We start from the raw sequence: 16,622 nt of genomic DNA on the forward strand, positions 1-16,622 counted from the left end.
GCTTTTTAGCAGAGTAATACTGTCTTTATGAATGAACAGATCAGTCCGACTGAATCACATCCACTGACCGCCGGCGTTGCCGGGCAGGGCCAGATTAATACAGTACAGGAAGAATATTACGGCGACTGGCTGGCCGGTCAGGATCATCTGATTGATGGTCTGCTGTCTGCGCTGATTCTGGTACCGGTTGAAGGCACGCTGGTGCAGGCCGCCACCCTGGAAAACACCTCACAGTATTTTTATCAGCTGATGGACATTGCGCTGGAGCAGGTTGACAGTGACCAGCCTCAGGTTGCCAGCCTGGGCAGCAGCGAGCAGGGTGAAGTATTTGCCCTGGTATATCCGTTACGGGATACCAACAGCGAGATGATTGCACTGATTGCGATGGCCGTAGGGGTCAGCCGTGAACAGGATCTGCACCGGGCTCTGGCGGTATTGCAGTGGAGTGTGGCCGGGATTGAAGTGGTGGATTATCAGCACCGGTTGCAGCAGCTCAGCCAGGATCAGCACGGCATTGCTGAACGGGTGGATATTCTTGCGCGGGTGATGGCTGAGCCGGATTATCCCAGTGCGGCGGTGCGGTTGGTAACCGAACTGGCGGTACTGTTTAACTGTGACCGGGTGAGCCTGGGTGAGTACAAACATAACCGTTCCCGCCTGAAGCACTTATCCCACAGCACTCAGTTTGGTAAGCGTATGAACCTGGTGCGCTGTATTGAACAGGTGATGGATGAATCCCTGGATCAGGGCCAGAGTATCCGTTTCCCTCAGCCGGATGCGACGGCCGGTGAAGTGGTGCTGGCACACCGTAATCTCTCGGAGCAGCAGGGGGATGCCTGTGTGCTGTCGATTCCGCTTTATCTTCACGGTGAAGCTCACGGGGCGCTGGTGCTGGAAGGCAACCCGGATGTTCCTTTTACGGATGAACAGGCAGAACTGTGCCAGAGCATTGCCAGCCTGGTGATGCCGGCACTGGAAGATAAACGTTTAAATGACCGGCCGTTATGGCGCAAGTGTGCCGATTCTGCAGGCCTTCAGCTAAGCCGGTTACTGGGGGCTGGGTATCTGGGCCGTAAGTTAATTGTGCTTGGTTTACTGGCGCTGACTGCGTTTCTGTATACGGCGACCGGGCCTTACCGGTTATCTGCAGAAGCACGGATTAACAGTGCTATTCAGCGGGCGGTGGTGGCTCCCTATGATGGCTACATTGAGTCAGCGACGGCCCGGGCCGGTGATGAGGTTGAAGCCGGTCAGGTTCTGATTCACCTTGATGACCGGGACCTGCGCCTTGAGCGGCTTAAGTGGCTGAGCGAAAAAGCCAAGCTGAATCGCCAGTATCAGGAAGCGCTGTCGGTACGTGACCGGGCCAAGATCAATATTATCAGCGCCCAGCAAAGTCAGGTGGATGCTCAACTGGAACTGGTGACCGGCCAGCTTGCGCGGGCGCAACTGACGGCACCGTTTGACGGTCTGGTGGTCAGCGGAGACCTGAGTCAGCGGCTGGGCAGTGCGGTAAGTAAGGGGGAGGAACTCCTTGCGGTATCACCTTTACACCGTTACCGCATTCATATGCTGGTGAAAGAAAGCCGGATTGCCGACGTGGCATTGGAACAGAGTGGCACCCTGCACCTTTCGGCCCTACCGGAAACGCCGTTTGAGTTTACCCTGAGTAAGATTACCCCGCTGACCGAAGCGCGGGACGGTGCCACGTATTTCATTGTGGAAGGGGAGTTACTCTCCGGTGCTGATCAGTTACAGCCGGGCATGGAAGGCATCGCTAAAATCAGTATTGATGAGCGTAAGCTGATTGATATCTGGTCCCGGGAAACCCTTGAATGGCTGCGTTTGCGGCTGTGGGCCTGGTGGGGCTGAGGTAATCGCGGATGTCAGCCTCGCTGTTCAGCAGCTCATGGTACAAGGTGGCCTATTTACGGGTACGGTTACGTAAACATGCCAGCATTCACCGGCATGTTTACCGGGATAGGATCTGGTATGTATTACAGGACCATGCCACCGGCCAGTTTCAGCGTTTTACGCCACAGGCATACCAGTTAATCGGTCTGATGGATGGCCGGCGAACCCTGCAGCAGATCTGGGATGCCGCCTGTGAACGTCTGGGGGATGATTTACCCACCCAGGACGAAGTGATCCAGCTGGTTGCGCAGCTGAATAAAGCCAATGTTATTCAGACCGATGCCCTGCCGGATATCGAGCAGCTGCAGCGCCGGCGGCAGGAGCAGGTGCGCAGTAAGTTTATGCAGCAGCTGAAGTCGCCACTGAGTATCCGCATACCCATGCTGGATCCGGAGAAGTTTCTGACCGCGACTCTGCCGCTGGTGCGCTTTATGTATACCGGTTTCGGGGCATTGCTCTGGCTGATTATTGTTGCTTTAGGGGGCGCGCTGGCGGTACTTAACTGGGAAGCGCTGACGGAAAACCTCAGTGACCGCCTGCTGGCACTGGAAAACCTGTTGCTGATGGCGCTGGTGTATCCATTAGTGAAGCTGGTCCATGAACTTGGCCATGCCTATGCGGTGAAGCGCTGGGGCGGTGAAGTCCATGAGATGGGGGTTATGTTGCTGGTGCTTTTCCCCGTGCCTTATGTGGATGCCTCGGCTGCTTCCTCTTTCAGGAATAAGTATCAGCGCATGCTGGTGGGGGGCGTGGGGATTCTCGGTGAATTGCTGATGTCGGCCATTGCCATGATTATCTGGGTAACCGCAGAGCCCGGCGTGGTGCGGGCCATGGCCTTTAACGTGATGCTGATCGGCGGCTTTTCAACCCTGCTGTTTAACGGTAACCCTCTGCTGCGGTTTGATGCTTATTACGTGCTGGCGGATTATCTGGAAATCCCTAATCTGGCCAGCCGGGGAAATACTCAGGTGGGCTATCTGGTCAAGCGCTACCTGTTCGCGGTGAACGGTCTGAAGTCGGCGGCGCAGAGTGCTTCTGAGTCAGCCTGGCTGGCCGGCTATGCCGTTGCTGCGTATATCTACCGTCTGTTTGTGATGGTGGCAATATCGGTGTTTGTTGCCTCACAGTATTTTTTCATTGGTGTGCTGCTGGCGATCTGGTCGGTGTGGACAAGTTTATTTCTGCCTATAACAAAGTTGGTAACCAAGCCTATGTCTGATCCTCAGTTGCGCCGCCGGCGTGCCCGGATTGTCACCATCTCAGGAGCGGTTATCGGGACGTTGCTGGTGATGTTGCTGGCCGTGCCGCTACCTTATAAAACCCACGCTCAGGGGATTTTGTATGTCCCCCAGGAAGCATTTGTCCGGGCCTCGGTGTCGGGGTTTGTAGAACAGCTGGCAGTGCCTTCAGGCCAGCAGGTTGCCGCGGACGAGTTGTTACTGACGATGCGGGCTCCTGATCTGGCGGCTGAGGCTAAAGTGTTGGCTGCTCAGGTGAATGAGGCGCGTATCCGTTATCAGGCCAGTGTCCGTGACCGAAGCGGATCAGAAATTCTGTTGCAGGAACTGCGTTTTATCGAGCAGGAGTTTGAGCGGGCCCGGGAGCGTCTGGCGTCCCTGCGGGTATACAGTAATCTTGCCGGTGAGTTTGTGGTACCGGATATCCAGGGGATTGAAGGGCGCTTTGTACAGCGGGGCGAGATGATTGGCTTCGTGGTGGACTATCAGAACCTGCCCCTGACGGTGATGATCTCAGAAGATGATATTGACCGGGTCCGGCATCAGACCCGCGGGGTGGAGCTGCGCTTTGTGTCGCATCCGGATACCCTTTATCGGGGGCAGATCCTGCGGCAGGTGCCGGCTTCCACTCAACAGCTTCCCAGTGCGGTGCTGAGCACTGAAGGTGGCGGGCAAATCGTGCTCGACCCGCAACGCACAGCGGAGCTGCAAAGCTATCAGAGTTATTTTCGCATTGAGCTGGATGTTCCAGGTGCCCTGAAGCAGCGCTTTGATGAGCGGGTGTATGTGCTCTTTGAGCATGACCCTGAACCTGTGTTCTGGCGCTGGTACCGGGACATCCGCCGGGTATTCCTGAGGCAGTTTGATGTATAAGCGTCCCAGACGTTTACCCGCGAATACCCTGGAGCGGCCGCAAAAAGACTTGCAGCGCCAACAGCTGATGGTGCGCTGGTGGCGTGGGCTGACAGCCTTTGTCAGCCGGCCTGTCCGGGCGTCTCGCTGGTTGTATAAACCGCTGTTATGGCGGATAAAAAAACGCGCCCGGCATCTTGCTGAAATGTCTGACAGGCAGCTTGATGATTACATCGCTGAACTGCGCCAGACGTTACGGCGTGACGGGCTCACCGGAACCGGTGTGGTACACAGCTTTGCACTGATTCGCGAAGTCGCCGGACGTGAACTGGGCATGTGGCACTTCGATGTTCAGCTGCTGGGCGGGCTGGCGATTCTGCACGGTAACATTGGCCAGATGCAGACCGGGGAAGGTAAAACCCTGACGGCAACCCTGCCGGTGGCCGCGGCAGGGCTGGCAGGTATACCGGTGCATCTGGTGACGGTGAATGATTATCTGACCGCCCGGGATGCGGAACTGATGACCCCTGTGTATGCCCGGCTGGGGCTGAGTGTCGGCGTGATTGTTCAGGGGCTGTCCGTTGAAGAACGTCAGCAACAGTATTCCTGTGATGTGGTGTACTGCACCAATAATGAACTGGCTTTTGATTATCTGAAAGACAGTATCCTGCTGAAAGGCAGAGCCCATCCGCTGCATTTACATGCCCTGCGCTTACAGCCCGGTTACCGGGCGGCAGAACAGGCGTCGCTACAGCAACTGATGCTGCGGGGGCTGCATTTTGCGGTGGTAGATGAGGCTGACGGTGTACTGCTGGATGAGGCCCGCACACCGCTGATTATTTCCGGCGAAGAAGTACCGCAGGACGCCCAGCAACAGGTGTATATGCAGGCCATGGCGCTGTTACCTGAGCTGGAAGAAGGCAAGGATTACCGGATTCTGCGTCAGCAGCGTCAGATAGAAATGACTCCGGACGGTGAGCAGCAGGCGCTGTATATAACCCGCAATCTCGGCCCCCTGTGGCAGGGGCGGGTACGGCGGCTTGAATTGTTGCGGCAGTCGCTGACGGCTTTGCATCTGTTTGAGAAAGACCGCCATTATCTGATTGATGAAGGTAAGGTGGTCATCATTGATGAACATACCGGCCGGATGATGCCCGACAGAACCTGGGAAAAAGGGCTGCATCAGTTGATCGAGATAAAGGAAGGCTGTGAGCTAAGCGCCCCCCGGGAGACACTGGCGAGTATCAGCTTTCAGAATTTTTTCCGGCATTATCATCATTTGTCCGGCATGACCGGTACCGCAGAAGAAGTGACCGGAGAACTTTGGCGGGTATATGCGCTGCCGGTGGTGAACATACCTACCCATAAAAACTCCCGGCGGAAGTTATTGAGCCAGCGGGTGTATGCCAGTGATGATTTGAAATGGCAGGCGGTGGCGGAGCGGGCTGTTGAGTTACAGGCGAAAGGGCGTCCGGTACTGATTGGTACCCAGTCGCTGGCGGCATCTGAATATCTCAGTGAGCAATTACATGCCGGGGGTATAGAACATCAGTTACTGAATGCCCGGCAGGATGCCGCAGAAGCAGCCATTGTTGCGGCCGCTGGCGAGCCCGGAAGAATCACCATTGCAACCAGCATGGCGGGCCGGGGCACGGATATTAAACTCAGTGATACGGTCGAGGCACAGGGCGGGCTGCATGTTATTATCACCGGGCTGCATGATTCTTCCCGGGTGGACCGTCAGCTGCGGGGCCGCTGTGCCCGTCAGGGAGATCAGGGCAGTTACGAGTTTATGCTGTCACTGGAAGACAGTGTGCTGAGCAGCCGCTGGGGTACGGTGTCCGGTTATGTACAGCGGTTGCCGCTGCCCGGATGGCTGAAGAATAAGTTGGCCCTGGCCATTATCCGGTACTGCCAGCGGCGGCTCGAAAAGGATCATGAACAGTTACGTAAGACACTGCTGCAAAATGACGAACAGCAGCGGGAGCTTCTTTCATTTACCAATCAACGGGTTTAAACACATGGGTAAAGGTTACTTCTTACAAAGTGCAATATTACTGGCAGCGCTGGGGCTGGCTGCCGGTGTGCAGGCTGAGCCTGATGCTCTGAATCAGGGGCAACTCAGTTGTCTGCTTGAACCCAGTAAGGAAGCTGAACTGAGCAGTGAAGTGCCCGGCGTGATGCGCCAGCTGAAAGTACAGCGCGGTGACGTGGTGGAGAAAGGTCAGGTACTGATGACGCTGAATTCATCGGTTGAAAAAGCCGCGCTGGATACGGCCCGGGCCAAGCTGGACTTTGCCCGCCGTAAGGTGAAACGTAACGAAGAGCTGTACCGTAAGAATCTGATTTCTGATCATGAGCAGGATGAAATGCTGACTGAGCAGCGTCTGGCTCAGTTTTTGGCGAAAGAAGCCCAGGTGCGGTTAAAGCAGCGTGAAACCCGCAGCCCGTTTGCCGGTGTGGTTGTTGAACGGTTAAAAGAGCCCGGTGAATTTGTTGACGATACGCCGTTTCTGAAAGTGGTCAGTCTGAATCCTTTACATGCTGAAGTGGTTATTGATGCACGGTATTACGGTCAGGTAACCCGTGGTATGCCGGTTACCCTGTTCGCTGACGGCAAGGACGGTGCCTTCCCCGGTGAAGTGAAAATTCTGGACCCGGTGATTGATGCTGCCAGTAATACTTTTGCGGTGACCGTTGAGCTGGATAACAGTGATCAGGTACTGGCCGCCGGTGTACGTTGCCGGGTTGAGTTCGGCGCGGATGCATTGGCGGATAACAGCTGATTTTACGGTTTAATGCGACTGCTATTATCTTAAAAGCGACATCTGTTATAATCGCGTCCTCTTACAGTGATGCTGATGAAGTATGCCCCAGCCGCTGAAATACCTCTGGCCGTGCCCGGCCGTCTGATGAGAAGTGAGAAAACCGTGAACACCAAGTCTGCCAGTGAAATTCTGTTGCTGAAAATAACCGGGGTTGATAAGCCCGGTGTAACTTCTTCCATTACTGCGATGCTCGCCGGCTACGCGGTGGATATTCTGGATATTGGCCAGGCTGTGATTCATGATTCTTTGTCGCTGGGAATACTGATTGGCGTGCCGGCCGGTGCGGAATCGTCACCGTTATTGCGGGATATATTGTTTAAAGCCCATGAGCTGGGTGTTCAGGTTAGCTTTGATCCGGTGGATGAAAGTGCCTATTCCCAGTGGGTGGAAGAGCAGGGTAAGAGTCGGCACATCATTACTTTGCTGGCGCGCAAAATCAGCGCAGAGCACATTGCTGAGCTGTCCCGGGTGGCGGCTGATCACGGTCTGAATATTGATAACATAAGCCGGTTATCCGGACGGGTGGCGCTGGATGCCGATCCGGCAGAGAAAACCCGTGCCTGTGTGGAGTTTTCCGTACGGGGAATGCCAGCGGATACCGAAGCGCTGCGTACTGCGTTTCTGGGGCTGGCAAAGGAAATGGATATCGATATCGCCATTCAGAAAGATGATATCTACCGCCGTAACCGCCGTCTGGTGGTGTTTGATATGGACTCTACCCTGATTGAAGCTGAAGTTATCGATGAACTGGCGATAGAAGCCGGAGTCGGGGAGCAGGTCGCGGCGATCACTGAATCAGCCATGCGTGGTGAAATAGACTTTACTGAAAGCTTTGCCCGCCGGATGGCATTGCTAAAAGGTCTGGACGAGTCTGTGCTGGAACGGGTTGCAGCCCGCTTACCTCTGACCGAAGGGGTTGAAGAGCTGGTGGCCAATCTGAAAGCGCTGGGCTTTAAAACAGCCATTCTCTCCGGCGGGTTTAATTATTTTGGCCGTTTCCTGCAACAGAAGATGGGCTTTGATTATGTGCATGCTAACGAGCTGGAAATTGTTGACGGTAAAGTGACCGGTAATGTTGTGGGCACTGTGGTTGATGGCCAGCGCAAAGCACAGTTATTGCGGGAAATTGCAGCAAGTGAAGGTGTGAGCCTGGAGCAAACCATTGCGGTGGGTGACGGTGCCAATGACTTGCCGATGCTGTCAATTGCAGGACTGGGCATAGCCTTCCGGGCGAAGCCTCTGGTCCGTCAGAGTGCCAAGCAGGCGATTTCCACACTGGGGCTGGATGGCATTCTGTATCTGATCGGGTTCCGTGACCGGGATACCCTGCAGGAAAGACAGACGTCTGACTGAACAGACTTTACGGTAAATAAAAAAAGGCTGATTGTGATGCAATCAGCCTTTTTTATTTGTGTGATATTCACTCAGTCAAAGAAGTCGTATTCCATTTCCGGCTTGGGTGGCTGCAGGTAGTAGCCCTGAATAAAGGGAACACCTGCTTGCCAGAGACGGCTGAGCATGCGGGTATCCTCCACCATGGGAGCTATACAGGCGATTTTATCTTTGTTGAGCTGTTTTATCCGGTCGGTGAAAGCAGGGTTTGTTTTACCATCCAGATCGATATCGTTCAGATATGTCTGATCCAGTTTTACCAGATCAGGTTTATTCTTATCGCACAGTTGTTCGGAGGCTTCGGACAGTCCGAAATGTTTGATACAGATTTTGCAGCCAATCTTGCGGACACCGTTGATAAACTTGGTCGCGGCAGCCTGATTGGCCTGAATGTCTGCTTCACTGACCTGCAGACAAATCAGTTTGGCCGGTACTTTGGCTTCAGCCAGGGTTTGCCGGAACCAGTTGAACATCTGTTGTGACTGCAGGCTGCTCAGCGTCAAATTGATAAACAGCCGGACTGAAAGCTCGTTACTCAGGCCGTCCCGGATTTTCCGGAGGCTGTGTTCGATAACCCATTTATCGATTCTTACGCTGGTTGTGGAGCTATCCAGGCCGGCGATAAAGTCGCTTGGGGAGATGGCATCTGCGTTATCTTCGTCCTGCAGGCGCAGCAGAACTTCATAGTTACAGATGCCTTTATTGGCCCGCAGAGACACAATCGGCTGAAAGTGCAGGCTGAAGCTGTCTTCAACCATGGCATCGCGGATCAGGTCGACCGCTTCGTCAGTCTGGTCTTCTGTTGCTTTGGCTGGGGCCTGATAAAAACTGATGCCGTTTTTATTGGCATCCAGTGCTGCGTTTGCGGCTTCTTCTGCCCGGTCAATCAGTTCCAGATAATGGGGTGCGTTATCGTTGATGCCGGCGATACCGATGCTGCACTGAATATTCAGTCCGGTACCGGCGATATTCTTGCCTTCTTTCATGATGGCTTTACGGATCAGTTCAGCAATCCGCATGGTTTTATCCAGGTTGGCGTCCTGATAAAGAATGGCAAAGACGTCTTTTTCCAGACGGGCACAGGTATGGGCCTGGCTTACCTTGTCTCGGAACAGGGTAGCCAGTTCCGCCATCATGATGTCTGAGCCCTGCTGTAAAGCTTCCTGAAGCTCATGGAAGTTATCCAGACGAATGTACAGCAGGTTGGCATCAGCGCCCCCCAGAAGGGCTCTCTGGGCGGTCATCTCGAGCTTATCAAGCAGGAAGTGCTTATCCCGCAGACGGGTGGCTGTATCTATATTTTCCGGCGCTTCGGTTTCACCGTATCCATCCGGTTTAAAGACCAGCTGTATGCAATCCTGATTCTCGAAACGGCTGTGTTTTACTTCCAGCAGGGTTTTGAACTGTGTGCCATCGCTGCGACGGGCGGTCAGTTCAATAGAGTCACCTTCACCGGCCCGGTGCTGCAGGCCGGATAACAGGTTATTGAACTCATTATGATGATCCGGGGCGATGAAACTCAGCAGGCCATGGCGCTGAAGAATATTCGCGCTGTCGATGGCCAGCAGTTCATGGCAGGCATCGTTGCTGAAAATCGGCGCCATGACCAGATTCAGGTAAACGATTGCTGAGCGGGAATTCTCCGCCAGCTTCTGGTTATTTTTTTCGGCTTCTGCGAGCAGGGCTTCCAGTTGTCTGACCTGCTTACGGCTGTCCAGGTGCCTGAGCTGCTGATGGATCTGTAACAGCAGCAGTTCTGTTTCTGCCAGGGAAGCAACTGCGGCCATGCCGTCACGAATCCCCAGGATATTGGCCTGGCGGGTATTGTTCGTCACTAACTGGATGATTGGAATGTCTTTATCCAGGCGCTGGACCATCTGCTGAACATGTTTGGCGCTGATGTCTTTGGCTTTCTGCTGGCTGATGATCAGGTCCCACGAGCGTTCGCTAAGGGCGCGGGCAAACTGGCGGGGGTTATGAATATTTTTACTGCGGGGGATCAGCCTGACCTGTTTAAGTATCGCCAGAATAGGTGACACTTCCTGCTCACTCAGGCCGACAAATAAAATATAAACGTTTTGCTGTAGTCGTTGCCGGTCGCCGTTCATGGCAAGGCGAATTGTAGCTTCCGGTAGGCTGCTTTCAATTTTCATATTTTGGGCACAGTATTACGTTTTTAAGTGGGTTTTCTGTTGTTTTTTATCTTCTTATCAGGCAAGTGTAGCCCGTTTGGTTTGGCCTGTCAGTGGCTTTTCTGTTTAATAACCGAAATCCATGGTGTTTTCTTATTCAGACAACAGAGCTGTTTGGCAAAACGAAAGGCGGGTACCTGTATACGCAGGCGTAATAATGAACAGGCACGTTTGAATGGCTGATTAACAGAACCGGAAGGACAGGCATTACAGATGAAAAAAATTCTGTTTGAAGCCCGAAAAATCCCCTGAATTTGTTTGAATATGACTTCTTTGTGACAGAAAAACCACTGGCTTCGTATCCGGATATAAAGTTGGGTTTTAACTGTAGACGGCGTAACTGAAATAACCGGAAGCTGAAATGTGCTTTAAAAGGGGAAGTAGTTGTGTGTTCGGACGTGAGAGAGCTTCCGTCACTGTAACGGGAGTGATCAAAACCGATTTGTTTGTAAAAAGAGAGAGATGGCTGGGATAGGAGGATTCGAACCTCCGCATGACGGGATCAAAACCCGTTGCCTTACCGCTTGGCGATATCCCAACACTGGGAGGATTCTGTTTATGCCTGGTATAGGAGGATTTGAATCTCCGCCGTGAGATGGGAGTGGATCAAAACCCGTTGCCTTTACATAAACAGGTTTATGGCTGGGATAGGAGGATTCGAACCTCCGCATGACGGGATCAAAACCCGTTGCCTTACCGCTTGGCGATATCCCAACTACATAAACATGGTGGCAATAGCGGGACTCGAACCTGCGACCCTCGCATTATGAATGCGATGCTCTAACCAACTGAGCTATATTGCCAATTCAGAAAGTGTTGCCACTTAAAGAATGGCTGGGATAGGAGGATTCGAACCTCCGCATGACGGGATCAAAACCCGTTGCCTTACCGCTTGGCGATATCCCAGCAGAACGATAGGGGCATGGTGGCAATAGCGGGACTCGAACCTGCGACCCTCGCATTATGAATGCGATGCTCTAACCAGCTGAGCTATATTGCCTTAGCACTTATCGAGGTCGCGAATTATTCTCTTTTTTCATATGTCTGTCAACTGATTAGAGGGCAAAAAGCACGAATTTCTATGAGAAAAATTCGTGCTGCCAATTCGTGGTTTCCGATCAGGCTCAGGAGGACTTTTTGCTTGCGGCGGGGATGCGGATTCCACCTACCCAGCGGGGATGTTTTATCAGTGTAAGTGCATTCAGTTGCCCCTTCAGTACTTGTTTGCCCGCAGAGGTAATTGAGAGTTCCTTTAAGGGCCATTCAGCATGATCAGACTCGATTTGGATAAGCGGTTCTGAAGCGTTTATCAGCTCCCGGATAATGGACCAGAACATCAGGTCGCCGAGCCATGGCAGGGGGTCTCTTTCACGCATGTAACGGCCAAACAGCTTGCCTGCTGTCAGGGGGCCTGCTTCACTGAGAAGTTGCAGAGCGAGGCTGGCAGTCAGGCTCAAACCTGTTTGCGGGTCCGGTAACTCTGCCAGATGCCGTTGCAGGGCCCGGGCCATAAGTGGCAGTGCCGGTGTCCCTGTACTGATCAGGTTAGTCAGGGCTTCGGGCGTTTCTGTACAGAGTGCCAGCCAGACGTTCTCTCCCAGCTGTAGCTGGGCGTTGCTGACCGATGTGCGCTGGTTATCCCACAGGTAGCGGAACAGTTCAGGAGACAGCTGGCCCAGACCAATGAAATCTTTTACGCCGGGAACCCGGTCAACACAGATCAGCTCCAGTGGTGCATTCGGCGCATGGCGGTAAAAGTAACTCAGTAAAAAAGCCAGAATGAGCTGGTCGTAGCTGTCGTGTTCAAACCAGAGTACGATTTTTTGCCATGTCTGAGTGTCAGATGAGGTCTGAAAGGCACGTAACGGGGCGTAAGCGGCGTTAGCCTGAGCGGCTGCATCAGTGAGGTCGAGTGAATAGGCTTCAGCGACAAATTGACTGCGCAGGGCTATAAGCTGATCCAGAGGCAAGTCTTGAACCGGCCCCTGACAAAAGGGATCGGTGAAGGCCAGATATTCACCGCAGAAGCCTGCCAGTTTCAGACCGTGTTCGATATCGTGACCGCAGCGGATGTGCAGGGTGTCTGGTGTGTCCGGTGTACGGGGTTCCAGTTTAAGGTTGTCGATATGGGCTTTCATGGCGGGCCAGCTGTCAAAGCCGTTTTCCCGGGCGATTACTAACTGACAATGGCTTAGCTGTATGTGGCCGTTAAGTGCGTTGTATCGGGGGTGAACCTTAAAGCGTTGCAGTGCGCCTGGCTCTTCTGACTGAATTTGTTTGAACAGTTCTTTAGCGCGCTTCTTTTGTTGCTCAAGGTTGAGCTTGCCGTGAAAAATATCACGGGGAGCATTCGGCGGGTTGAGTGTCCGGGTGTTCTGATCTGACATAAAATCTCCGAAATAGCATTATTCCTGCGTCCGCATGACAGGTGGATCAAAGCTGATCTCGGATCATTAATTCAATTGTGAAGTCTGGGCGCAGCCCTTTCCGCGAACATGGATGCCATCAGGCATGGCTGTAATCTAATGGGCCAGTGGCCGGAAAGCAAGTAGTGGTAACGGACAGGTGAAAAAAAGGCTCCGGGCACTGAGTGCGCGGAGCCTTTTTCGTATTTCTGATATCAGACGTTGAAACGGTAGTGGATCACATCGCCATCTTTAAGGATGTAGTCTTTACCTTCCAGGCGCCATTTACCGGCATCTTTAGAACCCTGTTCACCGTTGAATTCGATGTAGTGGTCGTAGCTGATGACTTCAGCGCGGATAAAGCCTTTCTGGAAGTCTGTGTGGATAACTCCGGCACCTTCAGGCGCGGTCGCACCGATCTTAACCGTCCAGGCGCGGACTTCTTTAACACCGGCGGTGAAGTACGTCTGCAGCCCCAGCAGCTCGTAACCGGCGCGGATAACGCGGTCCAGGCCAGGTTCTTCCATGCCCATTTCCTGCAGGAATTCCAGCTTCTCTTCATCGTCCAGCTCGGAGATTTCCGCTTCCATCTTGTTGCAGATCGCAACCAGTTCAGCGTTTTCAGATTTAGCCAGTTCACGAACCGCATCCAGGTGCGGGTTGTTTTCGAAGCCTTCTTCATCAACGTTGGCGATGTACATGGTCGGCTTGGTGGTCAGCAGGTGGAAGGTTTTCAGGGTTACCTTCTCATCGTCGCTCAGCTCCATGGAGCGAACCGGGTGACCTTCATCCAGATGCGGCTGCAGTTTTTCCAGCAGCGCTTTGGCTTTTACGGCTTCTTTGTCGCCGCCTTTGGCCAGCTTCTGTACGCGCTGCAGTTGTTTCTCAACAGATTCCAGGTCAGCCAGCGCCAGTTCGGTATTGATGATTTCAATATCGGCCAGCGGGTCGATTTTATTGGCAACGTGGATAACGTTTTCATCTTCAAAGCAGCGAACTACGTGCGCGATTGCATCGGTTTCACGGATGTTGTGCAGGAACTTGTTACCCAGACCTTCGCCTTTTGATGCACCGGCAACCAGACCGGCGATATCAACGAATTCCATGGTGGTAGCCAGTACACGTTCCGGCTTAACAATGTCTGCCAGGGCGTCCAGACGCGGGTCCGGCATAGGTACAACGCCTGCGTTCGGTTCGATGGTGCAGAACGGGAAGTTCTCAGCGCCAATACCGGCTTTCGTTAGAGCATTAAATAGTGTCGATTTGCCGACGTTAGGCAGGCCAACAATGCCGCATTTGAAACCCATGACAGTATCCTGTAGTTAAAGATTTATGCTTTGAAAGAGTGCAAAGTGTTCATCGCTTTCAGCCAGTCACCACTGCAGGCCTGTTCCAGTACCCGCAGGGCTTCATCACTGGCGGCCTGAGTCAGGTCGCGTTCGCTGGACGGTGCTTTCTTCAGCACGAATCCGCTGACCTGGCTGGCACTGCCGGGATGGCCGATACCTAAGCGTAAACGGTAGAAATTTTTGTTGTTACCCAGCTTGCTGATGATGTCTCGCAGACCGTTGTGGCCACCGTGTCCGCCGCCCTGTTTGAGCTTGGCTACACCGGGTGGAAGGTCGAGTTCATCGTGGGCAACTAATATGCCTTCAGGGGGGATTTTGTAGAAGTTGGCCAGTGCGCCAACCGCTTGCCCGCTGAGGTTCATAAAGGTGTTCGGGATCAGCAGGTGAACCGGTTGCTGGTTCAGGGTGATTTTCCCGTACAGACCGTGAAATTTATTGTCGGTCTTAAGAGGGGTCATTTGTCGCTCAGCGAGCTGAGCGACAAAATCAGCACCGGCATTATGACGGGTCTGGTCGTACTGTTGTCCGGGGTTACCCAGGCCAACAATTAACTGAATCCGATCTTTCATGCCGGTACCTTTAGCAGGCTAAATTACTTAGCTGCTTTAGCACCACGTGGTGCGTAAGTCTGAGCGATGCCCTGATCGTGGTCAGCGCCGCGACGCAGCTGAACAATCTCAACGCCAGCAGGCATAGTGATGTCAGACAGGTGCAGGATCTGGCCCATTTCAACGTTGGACATATCAACTTCCAGAGACTCTGGCAGTTTGTCTGGCAGACACAGAACCTGAACAGTGTTTTGCTGAACAGCGAATTTACCGGACGCTTTACCAGCCGGAGACTTAGCGAAGCCAGTGAAGTTCAGAGGAACCAGGATCTGGATCTTGTTGGACTTGGTGATACGCTGGAAGTCAACGTGCAGAACAGTGTTACGTGCAGGGTGACGCTGGAAGTCACGTACGATAACTTTTTCTTCTTTACCGTTCAGGTCCAGAGTCAGGATAGAAGAGAAGAAAGTAGGATCTTCGATCTGCTTAACCAGAGCACGGTTTTCCAGAGTGATGGAAACAGGCTTCTTGTTTTTAGCACCACCGTATACAACGGCAGGGATCATGCCAGCGTGACGCAGGCGGCGGCTCGCACCTTTCCCTTCGTCTGTACGGGCTTCAGCTTTGATTACGAAATCAGTCATTTTAATACCTTTAAAAAGTAAAACTGCAAAATCCTTGCGACCAGGTCTTGCAGTCAGTTAAGCCAGTTGGCTAAGTTCCTTCCCGGATGGAAGGGGGTTATCGGTGCAATCTTCCTACCGGAACATTGCACTGATAGATTCTTCGTTGCAGACGCGGCGTACCGCTTCTGCCAGCATTGGCGCCAGGGTCAGCTGACGAATGCGGTCACACTTCTCACCAGCCGGTGACAGTGGGATAGTATCGGTAACAACCAACTCATCCAGTTCAGAGTTGTTGATGTTGTCGATAGCAGGGCCTGAAAGCACAGGGTGAGTTGCATAAGCAACAACCTTGGCAGCGCCGTTCTGTTTCAGAGCGCTTGCGGCTTTACACAGGGTGCCGGCGGTGTCACACATGTCGTCTACCAGAATGCAGGTACGACCCTGTACGTCACCGATAATGTTCATTACCTGAGCTTCGTTGGCTTTTTCACGACGCTTGTCGATGATTGCCAGATCGCAGTCCAGTTGTTTTGCCACAGCACGGGCACGTACCACACCGCCTACGTCCGGAGATACAACCAGTGGGTTCTCGTAGTTCTGACGGGCGATTTCGTCCAGCAGTACCGGAGAGCCGTATACGTTATCAACAGGGATATCAAAGAAACCCTGGATCTGGTCAGCGTGCAGGTCAACGGTCAGTACGCGGTCGATACCTACGCCTGCCAGCATGTCAGCAACAACTTTTGCGCTGATTGCTACACGGGCGGAACGTGGACGACGGTCCTGACGGGCATAACCGTAGTACGGGATAACCGCAGTGATACGGGTAGCAGAACCGCGGCGCAGGGCGTCAGCCATGACAATCAGTTCCATCAGGTTGTCATTGGTTGGTGCGCAGGTCGACTGCAGAATGAAAACGTCTTTACCACGTGCGTTTTCATTGATTTCGACGTTTACTTCACCGTCACTAAACTTGGTGACTACTGCTTCGCCCATTGGGATATCTAGGCGTTCAACGACTTTCTCGGCAAGCTCTCGGTTGGCGTTGCCAGTGAAGACCATCATTTTAGGCACGGTGGTTACCTTCTCGGATGCTGTAGTGGTTAACAGAGATTCATTCATGTGGTTTTGGCCTGGCAGCTGTTCAGTAAATCACTGAAACTGCAGAAATCTCTCATTATTGCCTGTTTCAGACCAGAGGCTTTTTTTACCGCCGGTCAACGGGGCACTGGGTTTGCTGCTGGCTGAACACAAAAATAACCCCAACCCGTCTTTGCT

Annotated in this window: 11 protein-coding genes and 5 tRNA genes; 5 read left to right on the plus strand and 11 right to left on the minus strand. The window is 53.2% G+C overall.

Going from position 1 to position 16,622, the window contains the following annotated elements:
• The first annotated feature begins 27 nt into the window (after positions 1 to 27).
• From JYB63_RS10390 to serB, 5 genes are all read left to right on the plus strand, one after another.
• Entirely contained in the window at positions 28 to 1,872 is a 1,845-nt protein-coding gene (locus tag JYB63_RS10390; RefSeq protein WP_205657814.1) for a GAF domain-containing protein, read from the plus strand.
• An 11-nt stretch (positions 1,873 to 1,883) separates the two neighbouring features.
• Positions 1,884 to 4,025: a PqqD family peptide modification chaperone gene (locus JYB63_RS10395; RefSeq protein ID WP_205657815.1), complete on the plus strand. Its 2,142-nt coding sequence runs from the start codon at positions 1,884 to 1,886 to the stop codon at positions 4,023 to 4,025.
• On the plus strand, positions 4,018 to 6,021 hold the full coding sequence (locus JYB63_RS10400; RefSeq protein ID WP_205657816.1) for a preprotein translocase subunit SecA: 2,004 nt from the start codon (positions 4,018 to 4,020) through the stop codon (positions 6,019 to 6,021). Before JYB63_RS10395 ends, JYB63_RS10400 begins: the two co-directional genes overlap by 8 nt.
• Positions 6,022 to 6,025: 4 nt before the next feature.
• Entirely contained in the window at positions 6,026 to 6,790 is a 765-nt protein-coding gene (locus JYB63_RS10405; RefSeq protein WP_205657817.1) for an efflux RND transporter periplasmic adaptor subunit, read from the plus strand.
• Positions 6,791 to 6,916: 126 nt separating this feature from the next.
• Positions 6,917 to 8,185, plus strand: a complete 1,269-nt coding sequence (gene serB, locus JYB63_RS10410; RefSeq protein ID WP_205658354.1) for a phosphoserine phosphatase SerB — start codon at positions 6,917 to 6,919, stop codon at positions 8,183 to 8,185.
• 71 nt (positions 8,186 to 8,256) lie between these two features.
• Here serB and JYB63_RS10415 read toward each other — a convergent pair whose 3' ends face one another.
• The 11 genes from JYB63_RS10415 to JYB63_RS10465 all read right to left on the minus strand — a co-directional run bounded on the left by JYB63_RS10415 (position 8,257) and on the right by JYB63_RS10465 (position 16,418).
• On the minus strand, positions 8,257 to 10,377 hold the full coding sequence (locus tag JYB63_RS10415) for an EAL domain-containing protein (RefSeq protein WP_205657818.1): 2,121 nt from the start codon (positions 10,375 to 10,377) through the stop codon (positions 8,257 to 8,259).
• Between the two features lie 502 nt (positions 10,378 to 10,879).
• Positions 10,880 to 10,954 (minus strand) — tRNA-Gln (locus JYB63_RS10420).
• A 101-nt stretch (positions 10,955 to 11,055) separates the two neighbouring features.
• Positions 11,056 to 11,130 (minus strand) — tRNA-Gln (locus tag JYB63_RS10425).
• 12 nt (positions 11,131 to 11,142) lie between these two features.
• Positions 11,143 to 11,219: transfer RNA gene (locus JYB63_RS10430), tRNA-Met, on the minus strand.
• A 28-nt stretch (positions 11,220 to 11,247) separates the two neighbouring features.
• Positions 11,248 to 11,322: transfer RNA gene (locus tag JYB63_RS10435), tRNA-Gln, on the minus strand.
• A gap of 17 nt (positions 11,323 to 11,339) precedes the next feature.
• Positions 11,340 to 11,416, minus strand: a tRNA-Met gene (locus JYB63_RS10440).
• A 124-nt stretch (positions 11,417 to 11,540) separates the two neighbouring features.
• Positions 11,541 to 12,803, minus strand: a complete 1,263-nt coding sequence (locus tag JYB63_RS10445; RefSeq protein ID WP_205657819.1) for a DUF1835 domain-containing protein — start codon at positions 12,801 to 12,803, stop codon at positions 11,541 to 11,543.
• Between the two features lie 233 nt (positions 12,804 to 13,036).
• Positions 13,037 to 14,128 carry a redox-regulated ATPase YchF gene (gene ychF / locus JYB63_RS10450; protein WP_205657820.1) on the minus strand — a complete coding sequence of 364 codons (1,092 nt, stop codon included), beginning with the start codon at positions 14,126 to 14,128 and terminating at the stop codon, positions 13,037 to 13,039.
• A gap of 23 nt (positions 14,129 to 14,151) precedes the next feature.
• Positions 14,152 to 14,739, minus strand: coding sequence for an aminoacyl-tRNA hydrolase (gene pth, locus JYB63_RS10455; protein WP_205657821.1), 588 nt, complete (start codon positions 14,737 to 14,739; stop codon positions 14,152 to 14,154).
• 23 nt (positions 14,740 to 14,762) lie between these two features.
• Positions 14,763 to 15,362 carry a 50S ribosomal protein L25/general stress protein Ctc gene (locus JYB63_RS10460; protein WP_205657822.1) on the minus strand — a complete coding sequence of 200 codons (600 nt, stop codon included), beginning with the start codon at positions 15,360 to 15,362 and terminating at the stop codon, positions 14,763 to 14,765.
• A gap of 114 nt (positions 15,363 to 15,476) precedes the next feature.
• Positions 15,477 to 16,418, minus strand: a complete 942-nt coding sequence (locus tag JYB63_RS10465; protein ID WP_205658355.1) for a ribose-phosphate pyrophosphokinase — start codon at positions 16,416 to 16,418, stop codon at positions 15,477 to 15,479.
• Between the last annotated feature and the right edge of the window lie 204 nt (positions 16,419 to 16,622).

The sequence above is a fragment of the Aliamphritea spongicola genome (assembly GCF_017051665.1).
Classification (GTDB): Bacteria; Pseudomonadota; Gammaproteobacteria; order Pseudomonadales; family Balneatricaceae; genus Amphritea; species Amphritea spongicola.

What these genes read in the sequence shown, in the direction of transcription:
- JYB63_RS10390 (WP_205657814.1), top strand. Translation starts at nt 28, where the DNA reads ATGAATGAACAGATCAGTCCGACTGAATCACATCCACTGACCGCCGGC.
- JYB63_RS10395 (WP_205657815.1), top strand. Translation starts at nt 1,884, where the DNA reads ATGTCAGCCTCGCTGTTCAGCAGCTCATGGTACAAGGTGGCCTATTTA.
- JYB63_RS10400 (WP_205657816.1), top strand. Translation starts at nt 4,018, where the DNA reads ATGTATAAGCGTCCCAGACGTTTACCCGCGAATACCCTGGAGCGGCCG.
- JYB63_RS10405 (WP_205657817.1), top strand. Translation starts at nt 6,026, where the DNA reads ATGGGTAAAGGTTACTTCTTACAAAGTGCAATATTACTGGCAGCGCTG.
- serB (WP_205658354.1), top strand. Translation starts at nt 6,917, where the DNA reads ATGAGAAGTGAGAAAACCGTGAACACCAAGTCTGCCAGTGAAATTCTG.
- JYB63_RS10415 (WP_205657818.1), bottom strand. Translation starts at nt 10,377, where the DNA reads ATGAAAATTGAAAGCAGCCTACCGGAAGCTACAATTCGCCTTGCCATG.
- JYB63_RS10445 (WP_205657819.1), bottom strand. Translation starts at nt 12,803, where the DNA reads ATGTCAGATCAGAACACCCGGACACTCAACCCGCCGAATGCTCCCCGT.
- ychF (WP_205657820.1), bottom strand. Translation starts at nt 14,128, where the DNA reads ATGGGTTTCAAATGCGGCATTGTTGGCCTGCCTAACGTCGGCAAATCG.
- pth (WP_205657821.1), bottom strand. Translation starts at nt 14,739, where the DNA reads ATGAAAGATCGGATTCAGTTAATTGTTGGCCTGGGTAACCCCGGACAA.
- JYB63_RS10460 (WP_205657822.1), bottom strand. Translation starts at nt 15,362, where the DNA reads ATGACTGATTTCGTAATCAAAGCTGAAGCCCGTACAGACGAAGGGAAA.